The organism is Ruegeria sp. AL11 (assembly GCF_056540865.1).
In genome coordinates this window covers 43,059-60,797 of the sequence record NZ_JBQFXO010000009.1, presented here as the reverse complement: position 1 = coordinate 60,797, position 17,739 = coordinate 43,059, and the positions used below count along the sequence as shown (strand labels likewise).

19 protein-coding genes and 2 pseudogenes are annotated in these 17,739 nt (G+C 53.5%); 18 read left to right on the top strand and 3 right to left on the bottom strand.

Annotated elements, in window-relative coordinates:
• Positions 1-70: 70 nt before the first annotated feature.
• Both ACR0IP_RS15245 and ACR0IP_RS15240 read left to right on the top strand, forming a co-directional pair.
• Positions 71-235: pseudogene (locus ACR0IP_RS15245) on the top strand (IS6 family transposase); the annotation flags it as partial.
• A gap of 57 nt (positions 236-292) precedes the next feature.
• The gene (locus tag ACR0IP_RS15240; RefSeq protein ID WP_480526504.1) at positions 293-1,000 is read left to right on the top strand and encodes an IS6 family transposase; all 708 of its coding nucleotides are present in this window, start codon (positions 293-295) and stop codon (positions 998-1,000) included.
• Here the strand turns inward: ACR0IP_RS15240 and ACR0IP_RS15235 are convergent.
• Together ACR0IP_RS15235 and ACR0IP_RS15230 are read right to left on the bottom strand one after the other, a co-directional pair.
• Positions 926-1,333: an alpha/beta fold hydrolase gene (locus ACR0IP_RS15235; RefSeq protein ID WP_480526676.1), complete on the bottom strand. Its 408-nt coding sequence runs from the start codon at positions 1,331-1,333 to the stop codon at positions 926-928. The genes ACR0IP_RS15240 and ACR0IP_RS15235 overlap by 75 nt on opposite strands.
• A 208-nt stretch (positions 1,334-1,541) precedes the next feature.
• A complete protein-coding gene (locus ACR0IP_RS15230; RefSeq protein WP_480526502.1) occupies positions 1,542-3,551 on the bottom strand; it encodes a peroxidase family protein in 2,010 nt (669 codons plus the stop codon).
• Positions 3,552-4,194: 643 nt separating this feature from the next.
• Between ACR0IP_RS15230 and ACR0IP_RS15225 the strand changes: the two genes are divergently transcribed.
• From ACR0IP_RS15225 to ACR0IP_RS15200, 6 genes and pseudogenes are all read left to right on the top strand, one after another.
• Positions 4,195-4,845 (top strand): amidohydrolase family protein, encoded by a 651-nt coding sequence (locus ACR0IP_RS15225; RefSeq protein WP_480526500.1) that lies wholly within the window; start codon positions 4,195-4,197, stop codon positions 4,843-4,845.
• Complete coding sequence (locus tag ACR0IP_RS15220; protein ID WP_170642943.1) at positions 4,842-5,219, top strand: hypothetical protein; 378 nt, start codon at positions 4,842-4,844, stop codon at positions 5,217-5,219. Before ACR0IP_RS15225 ends, ACR0IP_RS15220 begins: the two co-directional genes overlap by 4 nt.
• 8 nt (positions 5,220-5,227) lie before the next feature.
• Entirely contained in the window at positions 5,228-6,340 is a 1,113-nt protein-coding gene (locus tag ACR0IP_RS15215) for a cytochrome c peroxidase (RefSeq protein ID WP_170642942.1), read from the top strand.
• Positions 6,341-6,836: 496 nt separating this feature from the next.
• A complete protein-coding gene (locus tag ACR0IP_RS15210; protein ID WP_170642941.1) occupies positions 6,837-7,115 on the top strand; it encodes a hypothetical protein in 279 nt (92 codons plus the stop codon).
• A 57-nt stretch (positions 7,116-7,172) separates the two neighbouring features.
• A pseudogene (locus ACR0IP_RS15205) lies at positions 7,173-7,286 on the top strand (IS6 family transposase); the annotation flags it as partial.
• Between the two features lie 61 nt (positions 7,287-7,347).
• Complete coding sequence (locus ACR0IP_RS15200) at positions 7,348-8,055, top strand: IS6 family transposase (protein ID WP_171236826.1); 708 nt, start codon at positions 7,348-7,350, stop codon at positions 8,053-8,055.
• Between the two features lie 108 nt (positions 8,056-8,163).
• On the opposite strand, the gene ACR0IP_RS15195 is transcribed toward ACR0IP_RS15200, so the two are convergent.
• Positions 8,164-8,910 (bottom strand): IclR family transcriptional regulator, encoded by a 747-nt coding sequence (locus tag ACR0IP_RS15195; protein WP_480526497.1) that lies wholly within the window; start codon positions 8,908-8,910, stop codon positions 8,164-8,166.
• A 215-nt stretch (positions 8,911-9,125) separates the two neighbouring features.
• Here ACR0IP_RS15195 and ACR0IP_RS15190 point away from each other — a divergent pair, with 215 nt between their 5' ends.
• From ACR0IP_RS15190 to kce, 10 genes are all read left to right on the top strand, one after another.
• Positions 9,126-9,962, top strand: coding sequence for a cyclase family protein (locus tag ACR0IP_RS15190; protein ID WP_480526495.1), 837 nt, complete (start codon positions 9,126-9,128; stop codon positions 9,960-9,962).
• 61 nt (positions 9,963-10,023) lie between these two features.
• Positions 10,024-10,368 carry a cupin domain-containing protein gene (locus ACR0IP_RS15185; protein WP_155150269.1) on the top strand — a complete coding sequence of 115 codons (345 nt, stop codon included), beginning with the start codon at positions 10,024-10,026 and terminating at the stop codon, positions 10,366-10,368.
• Positions 10,369-10,379: 11 nt separating this feature from the next.
• The gene (locus ACR0IP_RS15180; protein ID WP_480526493.1) at positions 10,380-11,165 is read left to right on the top strand and encodes an SDR family NAD(P)-dependent oxidoreductase; all 786 of its coding nucleotides are present in this window, start codon (positions 10,380-10,382) and stop codon (positions 11,163-11,165) included.
• Between the two features lie 3 nt (positions 11,166-11,168).
• A complete protein-coding gene (locus ACR0IP_RS15175) occupies positions 11,169-12,092 on the top strand; it encodes a 3-hydroxyacyl-CoA dehydrogenase family protein (RefSeq protein WP_480526492.1) in 924 nt (307 codons plus the stop codon).
• A gap of 43 nt (positions 12,093-12,135) precedes the next feature.
• A complete protein-coding gene (locus ACR0IP_RS15170) occupies positions 12,136-13,416 on the top strand; it encodes an ABC transporter substrate-binding protein (RefSeq protein WP_480526491.1) in 1,281 nt (426 codons plus the stop codon).
• Positions 13,417-13,466: 50 nt separating this feature from the next.
• Complete coding sequence (locus ACR0IP_RS15165) at positions 13,467-14,195, top strand: ABC transporter ATP-binding protein (protein ID WP_480526489.1); 729 nt, start codon at positions 13,467-13,469, stop codon at positions 14,193-14,195.
• Positions 14,188-14,895, top strand: coding sequence for a branched-chain amino acid ABC transporter ATP-binding protein (locus ACR0IP_RS15160; RefSeq protein ID WP_170768546.1), 708 nt, complete (start codon positions 14,188-14,190; stop codon positions 14,893-14,895). The genes ACR0IP_RS15165 and ACR0IP_RS15160 overlap by 8 nt, the downstream gene beginning before the upstream one ends.
• Before the next feature lies 1 nt (position 14,896).
• The gene (locus tag ACR0IP_RS15155; RefSeq protein ID WP_170768545.1) at positions 14,897-15,760 is read left to right on the top strand and encodes a branched-chain amino acid ABC transporter permease; all 864 of its coding nucleotides are present in this window, start codon (positions 14,897-14,899) and stop codon (positions 15,758-15,760) included.
• Positions 15,757-16,785, top strand: a complete 1,029-nt coding sequence (locus tag ACR0IP_RS15150) for a branched-chain amino acid ABC transporter permease (RefSeq protein ID WP_480526488.1) — start codon at positions 15,757-15,759, stop codon at positions 16,783-16,785. The genes ACR0IP_RS15155 and ACR0IP_RS15150 overlap by 4 nt, the downstream gene beginning before the upstream one ends.
• Positions 16,786-16,789: 4 nt before the next feature.
• Positions 16,790-17,728, top strand: a complete 939-nt coding sequence (kce, locus tag ACR0IP_RS15145; protein ID WP_480526486.1) for a 3,5-dioxohexanoate:acetyl-CoA acetone transferase — start codon at positions 16,790-16,792, stop codon at positions 17,726-17,728.
• Positions 17,729-17,739 lie beyond the last annotated feature (11 nt).

The window sequence follows — 17,739 nt, the reverse complement described above, 5'->3', positions numbered from 1 at the left end:
TAGCAGCGGGATTGGTCTTGTCAGAAGAACTTTGATTGAGCGGGGTAGGGTTGTTGCGTAGCTTTTGCCCATGACCGGACCTGCCTATTTCAAATACTTCAAAACCAGTCCCGAGGTCATCCGCCTTGCGGTGATGCTGTGCATCCGTTTCCCTCTCTTGCTTCGGAATGTCGAAGATCTGCTGCATGAGCGAGGCATCGACATAAGCCACGAAATTGTCCGATATTGGTGGAACGGCCTTGTCAGAAGAACTTGGCTTGAGGCGGGCAGGGCGGTTGCGTAGCTTTTTCCCATGACCAGACCTGCCTCTTTCAAGTACTTCAAAACCAGTCCCGAGATCATCCGCCTTGCGGTGATGCTGTACATCTGTTTCCCGCTCTCGCTTCGGAATGTCGAAGATCTGCTGCACGAGCGAGGCATCGACGTGAGCCACGAAACCGTCCGGTATTGGTGGAACAGGTTTGGCCCATTGTTTGCATCAGAGATCCGAAGAAAACGGGTTCAGCAACTGCGCGCGTTCTCGAAATGGAAGTGGCACGTGGACGAAGTATTCGTGAAAGTGAACGGCAAGCGGCATTATCTTTGGCGGGCTGTTGATCACGAAGGTGAGGTGCTGGAAGCCGTTGTCACGAAGCGTCGAAACAAAGCTGCAGCACTGAAATTCCTCAAGAAATTGATGAAGCGGCATGGTTGCGCCGAAGAGATCGTCACAGATCGCTTCGCTTCCTACAAGGCTGCGCTCAGAGAAATGGGCGCGCTTGAAAAACAACAGACGGGCAGGTGGCTCAACAACCGAGTCGAGAATTCGCACCTCCCGTTTCGACGACGCGAACGCGCGATGCAGCGTTTCAGGCGCATGCGAAGTCTACAGAAATTCGCCTCCGTCCTTACCTCCGTATACAACCACTTCAACCAGGAAAGATCGCTAGCCAGCCGGGACACCTTCAAGCTGACCCGCGCCGCCACTCTCGCCGAGTGGCGTCAACTTTGTTCCGGATAGGTACGCGGTTTTCGCAGCAAACTGACACTGGTTCGAATTCGTCTGACAGCACCCCACCAATGCTCGGATAAGCTCAGGTCGCTTAGATGCCACACGCAGAGCAACTGCAGAACCCATGGAAATACCACCGATTACCACAGGACGGGAAGCCTTTGCCTCTATGAGCGCAATTGTGTCGTCTGTGAATTGTCTGATCGAGAAGTCATCAACAGGCCCGGTTTCTGAGTCGCCATGTCCGCGAAATTCCATCGCGGCAACACTTGTAATTGTGTCCTTCGGAAAAGCCTCAATTGGAAATTGAGCGGTGTCGCACAAACCGCGTTGAAACACCATGGTATCGTCTGTGAATTCGCCGTGTACCGAGAACTTTATCCCGTCGGAACTAAATGCGGATTTATTGGCCAACTTATTTTCCAAACATGACAAAGGTAGTGGATAAAATCGCAAACAGAGCAGGCCCTGTTTGCGAATACCAGAGGCAAATTTTCTGACTGTGTATGAAGTCTTAGTCAATTGCCAAAGTGTTGCCTCTCGTCAGCATCTAGGCAATCAAGTCTAGGCTACTGTGGTCAACGCTGATCGAGATCTGTGTCTCTAGATCATCCGCCTCCACGATGTCTCCAGCGATCAGGATTTCCTGTTCCTCGACTTCGCTTCGACGACCGTATGACAACGTTAGCAGCGTTGTGATTTCGTCGTCCTCCACTTCGTAGCTGATTAAAACACGCGAGGCACTGCCATCAATCTGGATCATATCGTCATCTGCTTTGCTAAAGTCAGCGATGAATGCTCCGCCTTCTTCAAAGACAAACCGGTCGGTTCCGCTACCGCCAACCACGGTATCGCCGTTTGCTGCGGTGATTACGTCATCGCCTTCAAAGCCAATCAAGAGATCGCGGTCATCGGTCCCAGTGAGAACATCGTTTTCATTGGTTCCGCCGATACGTCCAGCAGCAAAGAATACATCCTCTTGCTGATGCTCGATACCAGTGTTTGCCGCAATCACATCCGCCAGAGTCGTATCCCAGAGGGCCTTTACGTCACTTTTGTTCAGATACCCGGCTTCACTCCAATAGGCATCGCCATCCCGCAGACGCAGGAACTGATCGACTATCACTGCCGAGAAGGTTTCACCCAGAATACCGCCGTCTGCGGGGTCTTCGGCCAGCCCGCCGATCCAGGCGTCTAGTTCGTCAACACTGTCGTAAAGGTCCGAAAGCGTTGCCGCTATTTCGGCATCCGATGTCACGCCCGAGAAGTCTTCCGCCCGTTCCAGACCGAACGCTTCACGCAGGTCGTTGTAGCTGGCGACGCCAAGGTCTCGACCGCGCTGAATATTGATCGATGCCAAATCCAGCCCGAAGGACCCATCGGGAGCAAACAGGAAGGAACGTACGTCCTCGACGACCATAGTATCAAGCTCTTGGGCTGTGCTTCCCATCAATCCGCGTAGGATTGGATCAATTCCCCCTGCGTCTTCAATGGCTTGCGGGTTTAAGAAGGCATCCTGCAGCGCAATAGACCCTTCCGCGATGCTGCTGCCATCTTCGTTAAGACGCAACAGATCTGACGACAAAAGAGAATGGCCAAACCGATAGGCCGCAGCTGAGAATTCGACTGCGATACCCGGATTGATCGTCGGATCATATCCGTAGTAACTAGAGATAGCTTCTTCACCGACGAGGATTGGTAGGAAGTCGTTGAAGGTAATCGCCTGCAACTCTGCCTCGACCCGCATGCGGGCTGCATCAAAAAGCTCTTCTTCGGACAAACCAGGCTGTCGTTCTGCAAGTGTATCCACCCACCGGTTGTGTTCGCGCGCGAACAGTGTGTGCAGAGACGTCAGCGCGATATTCTCTGCTGCGCGTACGTCCCCCGCAAGAACACCGCCATCCTCGGTTGGAACTAGCAACCCATTGTCGTCCAGTATCAGATAGGCTCCATCACGCAGTGTGGCGGCTGTAGCTTGGTCAGAGCCATAAAGCATACTGCCATCAATAAACGCCGTGATTTCGTTGTGATATGTGCGCTCAAAATCCTCGCCACTGCCTTCAACCGGATCAGCCCGGAAGAAGGAAATTACGCCGCCGGGCTCAAAAACAGTATCACCCACAGGGGCGACGATCGGAGCGAATTCGGTGTCTCCGCCCTCGGTCAGGTCAAGGTCATGATCAATAAACTGACCCCAGGCCCAAACCATATCGCTGATACCAAAACTGCTGGGAATCTCACCTTCCTGGGCAACAACCGCATTGGAGATTGCACGTGGATTTGGTCTGCTGACGTCCATCTCTCCGATACCATCCACAAAACTGTTTGGTGCCAGTCTAAGTAGGTCCTGTCCGGCAGAACCCCAGTCAACTTTCGCCGCGTTGTTGCCGGTTCCATCTACGGCGCGAGCTACTATCTCGCTTACATCTTCGGAACGTGGGTTTTCGTCTCGGCCATGTCGATCTTCACGTTGACGATCACCGCGCTCTTCGAAGTTCTCGTTTGACCGGCGGTCTTGTCGATCGTCTCTTGGTTGTCTTCTTGCGGAGCTCTGCTTCATAGCGCACCTCTCTTGCCACGCGCCGAGGTAATCAGCGCGCATTGTGAATGTTCATGTTCAATTTGAGCGACAGCCGAGTGAAAGCCGCCGCAGATTGGGTGCACCCCGACCCAGCGTTACAAAAATCCGCAATAATAATGAGTTAAGAATTCATCGCGCCTCGATGCGAGCAACAAGCCGCTAGTTCTGAGAAGTATCGGCGGTCGACCGCTTGGATAAGCGCAAACCAAAAACAATACCCGTTTCTTGGATGAGTAGCGCTTGGTCGCAACACTCGAGAAAAACGCTGAGACCGTTTGTTCCGCAAAGCAGACATTGAAAAGAGTTGCGACGAATGATTGCTCTGCGGACAAAGCAGGCGTTCTACGCGACCAAAATCAACTGGCAAAATGATTGGCTTTATACTGGCCGATCATCGTAGGCTCTGGACGTTCTGCTACGATACACCACTTTCAGAAATGCAATAGTTCAAATGAGGAAGCTTACGGTGCTAAGATATCTCCTTCTCTTTGCCTTAGTCGTTTTGAACGGTACAGCGACCGCAGATGACCGACCAATCTTTGATGCGCATATTCACTACAGTCACGACGCTGTGGAGCTGGTCCCACCTGAACAAGTGGCTAGGATTTTGCGGGATGCTGGCGTGCGAAAGGCGCTTGTTTCCAGCTCTGATGACAATGGTACTCAACTGCTCTTGGACGCAGCGCCAGATATCGTTGTCCCGGCACTTCGTCCTTACCGTCGTCGCGGAGAGATCAACACCTGGATGCACGACGAAACTGTAGTCGACTATCTGGAAACAAATCTGGCGAAGAACGAATACGAAGCCATCGGCGAGTTTCACGCTTATGGCAATGATATCAAAACGCCGGTCATCCAGCATATGATCGCTTTGGCAAAAGAACGGAATTTAATTCTGCATCACCACGGCGATCGCGAGGCGGTTGACCTGATTTTCGAAACATGGCCCGAAGCCCGCGTTTTGTGGGCCCATTCAGGCTTTGTCGATCCTGAAAGTGTGGTAGACGCCCTGGACACCCACCCTAGACTCTGGGCCGATCTAGCGTTTCGTTCAGGTATGATTTCACAGGGCCGCGTCGACCCTGGTTGGAAGGCCGCGTTTGAAGCACATCCCGATCGTTTTATGGTTGGCACGGATACATTCGCCCCAGAGCGTTGGTACTACGTTGGCCCTCATGCCGACTATTCGCGTGAATGGTTAAGCCTTCTTCCAAATCAGATTGCAGACAATATTGCGTACGTAAACGCGGAACGTATGCTGGCAACAGAATGAACCTCTGGGCTTTTTGGTTTTTGATTTCATCAGGGCCGGTTGCTGCGTGTGAAGCGGTGGGGCAACGCGCAGCTTCAGATGCCGCAAACGCACCTGAGGTCTATGTCTCGTCAGGAGTCATTCCACTGGCTCAACCGTTTTCCATTCTAATCGAAGTCTGCAATGAAACTCCCGTGAGGGAAATACTTGTCGATGCAATCATGCCGGCTCACCAACACGGTTTAAACTACACTCCCAAGGTAACGGCGTTGGACGAAGGAAAATTCCGTATCGATGACCTGTTGTTTCACATGCCAGGTTTGTGGGAACTGCAAGTGGACGTCGACTACAATGGGCAATCGGTTTCCTATACAAGTGAGCTTGAGCTGAGATGAGGCTTTGGGTGTCAGTCGCGTTGGTGGTCTTGGCAAGTGCCGCGAATGCAGAAGTTTTGTTGTCTGAAGACGAAATTGAACAAACGCTTTCCTTCGGACCGTGGCCACCATCTTTGCAGCCGGATCCAAGTAACAGAGTTTCAAACGATGCCAGCGCGATTGCGCTCGGCGAGGCTTTGTTCAACGATCCGTTGTTGTCCGTCGATGGTGCCTTTGCCTGCGCAAGTTGCCATGATCCTGAGCAGGCATTTACTACGAAAGAAGCGCGCGCATTCGGCCGGATTCTGCTAGATCGGAACACGCCATCTCTGAGAAACCTAGCGGGTCTTCGATGGTACGGTTGGGGCGGCAAGAGTGACAACCTCTGGGCCGCCAGCTTACATCCCATCATCGAAGACGAAGAGATGGCGCACAATAGAGAGAGTCTGAAAGCAGCAATTTCTGACAGTCCGTATATTTATGACTTTGAGAAAATTTTTGGTGAGATCCAAAAGCAAGACCCAGAATTGGTTTTGGTAAACACGGCCAAAGCTTTATCAGCCTACCTGGAAACTTTAATTACAGAACCGACACAATTTGACGATTTTAGAGACGCGCTGGAACGCAGCGATTTTGCCGAGGCGGCGAACTATCCTGAAGCTGCACAGCGAGGTCTTCAGTTGTTCTTGGGACGCGGCAATTGTGTGTTTTGCCACAACGGTCCAAGATTCTCCAACAACGAGTTCCACGACGCCGGCGTACCATATTTTCTAAACGGAGCCGAAGTAGACGAAGGGCGGTTTGGCGGATTGAACATATTACTATCAAGCAAATATACCCTGGACGGGGATTGGAGCGACGATCCGGATAAGCAAGGGGCTTGGGCAGTTCGCGGTGTGCGCAGGAGCCATTCTGACTTTGGAACCTTCAGGACACCCAGCCTGCGGGGCGTAGCCGAAACAGCGCCCTACATGCATAACGGCAACTTGGTCGACTTGGATGCGGTAATCCGACACTACAGCGAAATTGACATGGAACGGTTGCACTCTGATGGTGAAGCCATACTCGCGAAATTGAGTTTATCCGAGCAGGAGATTGCAGACTTGGTTGCGTTCTTGGTGACGCTGTCTAGCAAACCTTAGACCTTTACCCGAGAGGAATTTGGGGTTTTCCACTTCTCTGAATAGTTAGACCTAACGATGGGATTCCGCCTTAGGCTCGGAGCGGTCATTCACTGCACCTAGCGTGAACGACCGCTATCCCGGGCAGAAAGCGACCCGGATTAGGCGCAGTGCAACCAAGATGGCGCAGAACTATTCAGAGGGTTGGTACTTTGCCGATTGCGACGATCTTTTACTCGAGTGGAAACGGGTGGACGCGAAGTACTACAAGGAAGTGTTCTTGTAAGACTTCAGCGTGTAAATGCAAACGTGTTTGTTTCCAATGCGGCAAGGAGAGTTATTGAATGCATCGCAAAACGCTGTTTCGAGAACCGCAGACGAAACGATCCAATAGTTGTTCCATCTCAGAGTGCCTACTGATTAAGAATAAATAATGTTCGCGTAATCCTTACCAAAGCTTCGAGCACCAAGTCCATTGTACTTCATATCACTGGGTTAAAAGGGTGTTTTAGTAACAATGGTTTATGAAATCGGTGTAGATATGGCGCTCTCGGCCATGAAGGTATCTTCGGTAGTAAGTGAAAGAGATGACCAACTCTACGCAATGGGAGTCTGTGAGGCGATGGGACTTACACCTCGTGAGGCTGCCTTAGTAATTTTGGCTAAAGATAGTGAATTTGTTAAGCCCAGAGAAACGGAAATATGCATCAAAAAATGGGCACGCGAAGGAAGTTTGAATCCGACAGAACCTGCTGTCGCTAGTGCCCTTTCGAGGCTCGGCTATAGCGAGATTTAGGGTCTTGTCAGAAGAACTTTGCTTGAGCGGGGCAGGGTGCTCTCGTGGCCTTCGCGCATGATTAAACAATCGCCATTCAAGTATTTCAAAACCAGCCCCGAGATCATCCGCCTTGCAGCAATGTTGTACATCCGTTTCCCGCTTGCGCTTCGGAATGTCGAAGAGGTCTTGTCAGGGTCTTGTCAGAAGAACTTTGCTTGAGGCGGGCAGGGTGGTTGCGTAGCTTTTGCCCATGACCAGACCCACGTCTTTCAAATACTTTAAAACCAGCCCAGAGATCATCCGCCTGGCGGTTATGCTGTACATCCGTTTCCCGCTCTCGCTTCGGAATGTCGAAGATCTGTTGCACGAGCGAGGCATCGACGTTAGCCACGAAACTGTCCGATATTGGTGGAACAGGTTTGGTCCAATGTTTGCAGCTGAGATCCGACGGAAGCGTGTTCAGCAACTGCGCGCCTTTTCAAAATGGAAGTGGCATGTGGACGAAGTATTCGTGAAAGTGAACGGCAAACGCTACTACCTCTGGCGTGCCGTCGATCACGAAGGTGAAGTGCTTGAGGCCGTCGTCACGAAGCGTCGAAACAAAGCTGCAGCACTGAAATTCCTAAAGAAATTGATGAAGCGACACGGTTGCGCCGAAGAGATCGTCACAGATCGCTTCGCTTCCTACAAGGCTGCGCTCAGAGAAATGGGCGCGCTTGAAAAACAAAGGAAGGGCAGGTGGCTCAACAACCGCGTCGAGAATTCGCACCTCCCATTTCGACGACGCGAACGCGCGATGCAACGTTTCAGGCGCATGCGAAGTTTACAGAAATTCGCCTCCGTCCATTCCTCTGTCTACAACCACTTCAACCAGGAAAGATCGCTAGCCAGTCGAGACACCTTCAAGCTGACCCGCGCCGCCGCTCTTAGCGAGTGGCGTCAACTTTGTTCCGGATAGGTTCGCGGTTTCCGCGGCAAACTGAGACTGGTTCGAATTCGTCTGACAGCACCCACAAAAGCTTGACCCGTCCCGAGCCCAAATTGAGCCACAGTCGTTTTCATGTATTCAATGGAAGGTTTGATGAATACTTGAGGATGTTTCCAGCAGAGCTCTTTCGATGCTTTCTTTTTGTCGTGCAAATCGCGTCGTTGGCACTGGAATTGAGATCGCGTGCAGGTCTCCGACCCAGTCGACGAAAGAAAACCCGATCGCCGACACGCCGGCGGAATGCTCGTCCAAATCATAGGCAAGGCCCTGTTCGCGGACCGTATTCAGTTCGGAATGGAACTCATCCAAATTCCTTTGTATACCATTCCGTTCCCATTCGTTTTGAATGAGCTTTGTCGCATCTTCTTCATCGAGTTGAGCGAGACAAGCTTTCCCATTTGCAGTGGTGGTCAGTGGAAAAACCTCGCCCACTTGCGAAACGGTCGTCAATCGATAGACACCTGGGACCTGATCTAAGAAAACCATGCCGATACCGCGCATGACGGCGAGGTCTGTGGTTTCCCCGGTCTTTTGGGTCAGTTCTGTCAAAAGCAGCCGGCAGTGTTCGACGATGCTGTACTGCGCGGCACCCGCGAGAGCGCTTAGTTCGGGGCCGAGCCTCAAACCACCCCCATTTGCATCTGCTATGACAAGTTTTTCTTCAGCAAGTGCACTTGTGATTCTCTGTACCGTAGAGCGGGGCAGGTCAACACGCTCGGCGATTTTCCCCAAGCTCATTCCGGATTGGTTTTCTTTTAGAACACGCAAAATAGAGGCTGCCCTGGAAATGACCTGAATGCCACCTTTATCCGATTTTTCAGACATTTAACCTACCCCATTCTGTCTTGGCATCGTAGCTTTGGATGCCTAGCGATTTTTTAGTGTTGTATCACAATGCGGTGCAAGTCAACCGTATAGTGAGTTTTAAGTTGACCATAATGCGGTGCGTATGCATCATCATACGGGACAGGTGGGGAGGCCACCCAGACAATTGAAAAGCGAACACCGCCGCGTGTCGGCGAACAGAGGAGATATGCCCAATGGTCGAAATCCGCGGCATTGAGTTTCAGGCAAACACCGACAATGACATGGGGCTTGAGTTCTACAACTTGAGCCACAGATACGGGTTTCAGTGTCCCAACTGGCCGTATTTCAAGGACGTCCAGATCGACCGAAAGCACTATATGGCCAAGTCCGGCGTATTGTCTCAGACGATTACCACGACGATGCACGTGACCACGCATATTGATGCACCGGCGCATGTTGTTCAGGGAACGCCGTTCATCGACGAGGTGCCGCTGCCGCATTTCTTCGGTTCGGGATTGGTCGTCTCGGTTCCCAAGAAGAAGTGGGAGCAAATCACCGGGGATGATCTGGAAAAGGCTTGCGGTCATGCAATCCGCAAGGGCGACGTTCTGATCATCAACACCGGCTGGCATAAGCAATACGAAGACGGTGACTACTTTGCTTACTGCCCGGGTCTCGTTCCTTCCGCTGCTGAGTGGATGATCGAAAAAGGTGTGAAAGTCGTTGGTCACGATACCCAGGCGAACGATCACCCTCTGGCAACTGCCATCGGTCCGCAGCGAAACGGTCCGATCCTGCCGCACCTTGAGAAAGAGTACCTTGAATGGTCAGGCGGTACGCCGTGGGAGGTTGATTTCCCCGAGTGGGAGCCGGTGCACAACATGCTGTTCTCCAAAGGTATTTTGGGCATCGAAAACGTCGGAGGGGATTTGGATGCGGTGACCGGCAAGCGCTGCACCTTCGCGTTCTTCCCGTGGAATTGGGACCGAGGAGATGGCTGCATTATCCGACTGGTGGCGATGATCGACAAGAACCAGTCCTACCGCATCGAAGCTGGCGAAGAATTCTGAACACTCACGGACCGGTCGCCGGTTCACCGGCGGCCGCCTTAAATCTTGAGCGGAGACGGACATGCATCTGAAGCGTTTTCAAGACGCCCAACCCTACGAAGCACCGAACCATTTTGGGTGTCATGGGCTTCGTTTGCAGGGGTTTGAGGAAGGCGGGCCGACAAATCAGTGGATCGGCTTCAGTCAGTTCCTACCGGGCGGTGGTGCAGGGCCAGACTCTACGCCTTTTGAAAAGGTCTACGTGGTTCTGGAGGGTGAAATGACCGTCATCGTTGATGGTACCGAAACCACTCTTGAACCCATGGACAGCTGCACGATCGCGCCGGGCGAAGTGCGCAAAATTGAAAACCGCGCCAACCACACCTGCAAAATGCTGGTGGTCATTCCGTATCCGCCAGAAAGCTAAGGACGAAAAGAATGTCTGACCCACTCAAGATGTTTGACGTAAAAGACAACGTCGCACTGATCACCGGAGCATCCGGCGCGTTTGGCATGGTCGCAGCGCGCGTCTTGGCCGGAGCTGGGTGCAATCTGGTTCTGGCTGCGGGCAATCAGGACGCTCTCGACGAGATTGCCAAAGAGTGCGAGGCACTTGGGGCGACCGTCGTTGCGATAAACACGCGCCCAATTGATGAAGCGTCATGTGACGCTTTGGTCGACGAAGCTGTTAACAACTTTGGCAAGCTCGATATCCTCGTTGTCGCGTCCGGCATGAACAAAGTTGCGCCGATCAACGAAATGGCGCCAGAAACCTTCGATGCAGTGATGGACGCCAACGTGAACCAAAGCTGGCTTTTGGCACGCGCAGCGGCAGCGCACATGAAGCAAAGCGAATATGGCAAGATCATATTCGTCAGTTCCGCGCGCAGCACCCTTGGACACCCTGCCGGATACACGGCTTATTGCGCGTCAAAGGCCGCTGTGAACGGGATAACCAAAGCCTTGGGATGTGAGCTAGGTCCGACAGGGATCACCGTCAACGCGATCGCACCGACAGTGTTCCGTTCGCCTTTGACGGCGTGGATGTTCGAAGAAACCGATGAAGCGAAGGCAGTGCGCGATGGCTTTCTAACCCGTGTTCCTAAAGGACGACTGGGTGAGCCTGAAGACCTTGCGGGTCCGCTCCTGTTTCTCGCGTCGCGGGCATCTGATTTTTACACTGGGCATATCCTTCATGCCGACGGCGGATACACGGCGGGTTAAAGAATGGTGCGTAAGAAGCAGCAGATAGCGGTAATTGGCGCGGGTCTAATGGGGCACGGTATCGCCCTGACTTTGGCAAAAGCCGGTCAATACGTCGCCATCACAGATCCCGTTGAAGAGGCGCGAGCCACCGTGCCCGACCGCATTCGCGCCAGCATGGCCGCGATGGGGGATGACGAGGTCACAATCACAAAAACCCTCAAGATGATTGAGATCTTTGCGACAACGGAAGGTGCGGTTCGAAAAGCGGACGCCGTGTTCGAAGCGGCACCCGAAAAACTGGAGCTCAAGCAAGCGATTTTTGCTGAAATCGAGGCGCAAGCACCAGAAACTTGCATACTCGCTTCAAATACGTCAGTCATGCCGATCACTCAGATCATGTCCGGTTTGCGACTGAAAAACCGAGCTTTGGGAACCCATTGGTGGAATCCCCCGCACATGATCCCGCTAGTTGAAGTCATCAAGACGGAATGGACTGACCCCAAGATCGCGCAAAACATGTTCGATCTGCTGAAGGACGCGGGAAAAACTCCGGTGATGGTCGAAAAGGACGTGCCGGGTTTTATTGGCAATCGCCTTCAACATGCGCTGTGGCGCGAAGCGGTCAGTCTGGTGGAAAACGGTATTTGCGACGCGGAAGCCGTTGATACTGTGATCAAGTCCAGCTTTGGGCGGCGATTGGCGGTTCTCGGTCCATTGGAAAACGCGGATTTGGTGGGTACTGACCTGACACTCGATATCCACGAAAACGTACTGCACGATCTCGAAGCGCATAATGGACCTTCATCTTACCTCAAGTCGCTTGTCGATGCAGGTAAGCTAGGCATGAAATCCGGCGAAGGTTTCAGGAAATGGGCCGAGGGCGAGGCGGATCAGGTTCGCCAACGTGTCGCGAAACATCTGAAAAATCTCGAGAAGACTTTGTAAGATCAATCAAACACTGGCGGGAGGCCGGTGAAGGGAGGACGCAATGACAAAGACTTTTAGGACAGCCACGAGGCGCAGTTTTATTGCTGGGGCTACGGCGGCAATGGCTGCTCCGGCCATCCTCCGGGCAACGCGCGCCTATGCTGCAAACCCGACGCTAAGGATTGGCAACGTCAGCCCACGCACCGGTCCACTAGCTGGTTTCGCTGAGGCCGATGAGTATGTGCTTCAAGCCATCCAGCAGGTCTTTTCGGCCGGGTTGGACAACAATGGAAAGACTTGGAACGTCGAGATCATCTCAAAAGACAGCCAATCCAACCCCAACCGCGCAGCCGAGGTCGCCGCTGACCTGATCTTGGGCGATGAGGTCGATATCATCGTGGCCGCTTCAACGCCGGACACGGTGAACCCTGTTGCTGATCAGGCAGAGATCAACGAAGTTCCCTGCATCACGACCGACTGCCCTTGGCAGCCTTATTTCTTTGGCCGCAATGGTGTTCCAGGTGAGGGTTTTGAAACGACCTATCACTTCTTCTGGGGTTTGGAGGATGTGATCGCGGCGTTCCTAGATATGTGGGACAAAGCGGGCGTGACCAAGACAGTGGGCGGTCTTTTCCCCAACGATGCCGACGGAAATGCATGGGGTGATGCGGAATTGGGCCTGCCCAAACCGCTGGCCGCAGCTGGCTACACGCTGACTGACCCCGGTCGCTATCAGCCTCTGTCCGACGACTTCTCAAACCAGATCGCAGCGTTCAAAGCTGCGGGTTGCGAAATCGTCACTGGCAACATGATTCCACCCGATTTCGCTACGTTCTGGAGCCAAGCCGCCCAGCAAGGGTTCAACCCAAAGGTCGTGACCATTGGCAAGGCACTTCTGTTCCCCTCGGTCATTGAATCGCTGGGAGACCGTGGTGACGGGTTGTCGACCGAGGTCTGGTGGTCCCCGCATCATCCGTTCTCGTCCTCACTCACCGGCATTTCCTCGAAAGACCTTGCCGAAGGTTATACAGCAGAGTCGGGTCGACCTTGGACGCAACCGCTCGGCTTTAAGCACGCACTGTTCGAGGTCGTTGCGGATGTCGTCAAACGGGCAGATGATCTGGAAGACCCGTCTTCGATCATTTCGGCAATCACGTCCACCAACCTGAACACAATTGTCGGGCCGGTGAACTGGGGTGATGGGCCGATGAATAACGTTACCAAAACTCCGCTGGTCGGTGGCCAGTGGCAGAAGTCTGGAGACGCATACGAGTTGCAGATCGTTGCCAACAGCACCGCGCCAGAGGTTCCGGTGACGGCGGACATGAAACTGCTGGGCTGACCAGACGTTCGGCGCCGATCTTGGCGCCGAATCCTCCATCCGAGAGAAGCATGACGACAATCTTGAAACTCCAAGACCTGAGCAAGGCATTTGGCGCAGTCACTGTCGCCGATGCCATGAGCTACGAGGTCCAGCAAGGCGAGGCACTCGGAGTAATAGGGCCCAACGGCGCTGGCAAAACCTCGATGTTCAACTTGATCACTGGGACGCTCAACTCCAATTCCGGGGTGATAGAATTCAGTGGGCAGAACGTCACCAAATGGAGCGCGGCAAAGCGCAGCCATGCAGGCATCGCGCGTTCTTTTCAGGTCCCGCAGCCGTTTTCGGGCATGACTGTTTTCGAAAATGCGATGATCGCCGCCACGCAATCAGCTGGCATGCACGGACATCAGGCCGAAGACTTTTGTCTGGAGGTTCTGGACCAAACAGAACTGCTGCCCAAGGCAAACGTTCTTGCTGGTAGCCTGACTTTGCTGGAGCGCAAACGCCTGGAACTAACACGTGCGCTTTGCGCCAAGCCCAAACTGCTGTTGCTGGATGAGATTGCAGGTGGTTTGACCGAAGCCGAGTGCAAGTCACTGGTCCAGACCATCAAAGACGTCCACGCCTCTGGCGTCACCATCATCTGGATCGAACATGTTGTGCACGCCCTGCTGGCCGTCGTGGATCGTCTGATCGTTATCGACTTCGGAAAGAATATCGCCGAGGGCGAGCCGCAGGCAATCATGGAAAGCGCGGAAGTCAAAGAAATCTATCTGGGGATCGAATCCGATGCCTGACTCAATTCTTCAGACACACGGTTTGAACTCCTATTATGGCGATTTCCAAGCGCTTTATGATGTCGAATTGGACGTCGGCGAGGGCGAAGTTCTGGCCATAATTGGTGCAAACGGCGCAGGCAAGACGACCCTGATGCGGTCAATCACCGGGTTACTGACGAACGGAGTGGATCAGATTCACTACCGAGGTCAGGATATCAGCCGGCTACGCGCAGACGAGGTTGCAGAACTTGGCCTCGCCATGGTTCCGGAAGGTCGCCAGTTATTCCCATCGTTGTCAGTCAAAGAAAACCTAATGATCGGGGCTCAAGTTGGTCGCTCAGGCCCTTGGGATCTGAAAGCTGTCTATGATCTGTTCCCGATCCTTGATGAGCGCAAAGATCAGGCTTCTACATCGCTTTCGGGCGGTCAGCAACAGATGGTCGCCATTGGGCGTGCCCTGATGTCCAATCCAGATCTCATCCTGTTCGACGAAATCAGCCTTGGGCTGGCACCGATCATCATTAAAGATATTTACGACGCTCTGCCCGGCATCATCGGTGAGGGCATGAGTGCGATCATCGTCGAACAAGACATCACCAAGGCACTGTCGGTCTCTAGCCGGGTCTACTGCCTTCAGGAAGGACGCGTTTCGCTGGAAAGCTCGTCTAACACCGTTTCGCGCGAAGACATTTCGCGCGCGTATTTCGGGATCGAATAATATGGAATGGCTGAACGCTGTCGTGCAGGGAACTTTGCTGGGCGGGTTATATGCGCTGTTTGCCGCAGGTCTTTCGTTGATCTTTGGGGTTATGCGGCTAGTCAATATTGCCCATGGCGATCTAATTGTGTTGGCTGCATATCTTGGGCTGACCGTGACGACAGCGACCGGGATGCACCCGATGGCCGCATTAGTGATTATCGTTCCCGCTATGGCTCTGATTGGGTATGCCCTTCAACGCGGCCTACTGAACCAAACCCTGGGCGACGATATCCTTCCACCGCTGCTTGTGACCTTCGGGCTGAGTGTAATCATCCAGAACGGGTTGCTGGAGGCCTACACAGCCGACCCGCAAACATTGAATGCTGGTGCTCTGGAAACAGCCAGCATTGCGGTAGGCGGTGTGACCCTCGGGATCTTGCCGCTGCTGACTTTCGGGATTGCAATCGCCGTGATCTGGGGGCTCCAATGGACCTTTTATCACACTGCTATCGGTCGCGCATTTCGAGCGGTGTCCGACAATCAAGACATTGCCCAGCTCATGGGCCTCAATCGCCGACACATCTTTGGCTTGGCCATGGCGCTGGCCCTCGGCGTGACGGCAATCGCCGGTATTCTGCTTGGCATTCGGACAAGCTTTGATCCCTCGATTGGCGGGGGCCGCCTGATCTTTGGCTTTGAGGCTGTCATTATCGGCGGGCTTGGCAACCTTTGGGGCACTCTCATTGGCGGCGTTATTCTTGGCGTCGCGCAAACCATCGGAGCCAAGATTGATCCGGGCTGGCAAGTACTAGCCGGCCATATTGCCTTCCTTGTTATTCTTGCCGTTCGTCCGAACGGCCTCTTCCCGAGGGTTTCTGGATGAATCTGCAAGGTTATTCTGTATCTCGATCATCAAAAGCGGCCAGAATTGCTGCGATCCTAACCGCAATTGCTCTGCTTGTTCTGATTGCAGCGCCCTGGTGGGCAGGCCGCGCCGACATGCGCTTGATGGGAGAGCTGTTTCTCTATCTTTCCCTTGCCACGCTTTGGAACCTCATGGCGGGCTACGCCGGCCTCGTCTCGGTTGGTCAGCAAGCCTATGTGGGCTTCGGCGGCTATATGCTCTTCGCACTAACTATGCTGGGCGGGCTGAACCCATTGGTTGCCATCGCAGCTGCAGGAGTGCTGGGGGCATTAATCTCTATCCCTGTTGCTGTACTGATCTTCAGGCTTCGGGGCGCATATTTTGCGATAGGCACTTGGGTCATCGCTGAGGTCTTTCGGTTGAGTTTCGCGCAAATCTCAGCGCTTGGCGGGGGATCAGGATCTTCGCTACCCGTGGCCATCGTTAAATCTCTGGCGTCCGGCCGCGCGATGCGTGAGGCGCTGAGCTATTGGCTGGCACTCGGGGCCGCCGTGCTGGTTGTAACCGCCGTGTATCTCTTCCTGCGTTCGCGTCAAGGATTGGCGTTGACGGCAATTCGGGACAACGAACTGGCCGCCGGTAGCCTTGGCATCGATATCTGGCGAACGAAGTTCATAGTGTACGTCGTCACGTCGGCATTCACGGCGATGATCGGCGCGCTGATCTTCTTGCAAAAGCTGCGCATATCGCCGGATGCGGCGTTCAGCGTCAATGATTGGACTGCCTTCGTCATCTTCATCGTAGTGATCGGCGGCATCGGTACCATCGAAGGACCGATTATCGGCACACTCGTCTTCTTTGCGCTGCGCGAAACGCTGGCCGACCTAGGAACAACTTACCTGATCGTTCTCGGCGTGGTCGCAATTGTCGTCATGCTCAAGGCGCCGAAAGGCATCTGGGGCGTGATCCGTAGCCGCTATGATCTGCAACTTTTCCCGCTGGGCTATCGCGTAAAGCACACCGGACAATCCAAGGAAAACTGAACCTATGGCCCGTCAGAAAAAGACCATCATTACATGTGCTGTAACAGGAGCGATCCACACACCAACCATGTCGGATGCGCTGCCGTACACTTACGACGACATCGCACGGCAGGCGATCGAGGCCGCCGAGGCCGGAGCGTCGATCCTACATCTCCATGCCCGCAACCCTGAGAATGGGTCGCCATCGGTCGATCCGGACGACTTCGCGCCATTCCTGCCCCGTATAAAACAGGCAACGGACGCTGTTGTGAACCTATCGACCGGTGGATCGCTGACATTGTCCATTCAGGACCGGATCAATCCGGCCAAGACTTTCAGCCCCGAAATGTGCTCGATGAATATGGGTTCGATGAACTTCTCGTTTCACCCATTGGCCAACCGATATGGCGATGACGATTGGAAGTTTGATTGGGAGAAGGACTATGTCGCGAACTCCGATCAGAACATCTTTCGCAACACATTCCGGGATATTCGCGAGGCGGCAGAAACGCTCGCGCCGCATGACATCAAGTTCGAACACGAATGCTACGATGTCGGCCACTTGTATAACCTGAAATTCTGCGTGGATATCGGGTTGTTCAAAGCACCTATTTTCATTCAGTTTATCTTTGGAATCCTCGGTGGTATCGGGCCTGAGGTTGACAACCTGATCTTCATGAAACGCACAGCAGATCGCCTGTTTAGTGATGACTACCGCTGGTCCGTTCTCGGAGCCGGCGGTGCGCAGATGTCGCTTGCTACCACTGCAAGTCAGATGGGCGGCAATCTTCGCGTTGGCCTAGAAGACAGCTTGTTCATCTCACGTAGAAAGTTGGCCGAAAGCAACGCTCAGCAAGTCGCTAAAATTCGACGTATTGTAGAAGATCTGGGCACTCAGGTCGCGACCCCAGATGAAGCAAGGGAAATCCTAGACTTAAAGGGAGGAGACCGCGTCGCCTTCTGAAGGTAGGATGA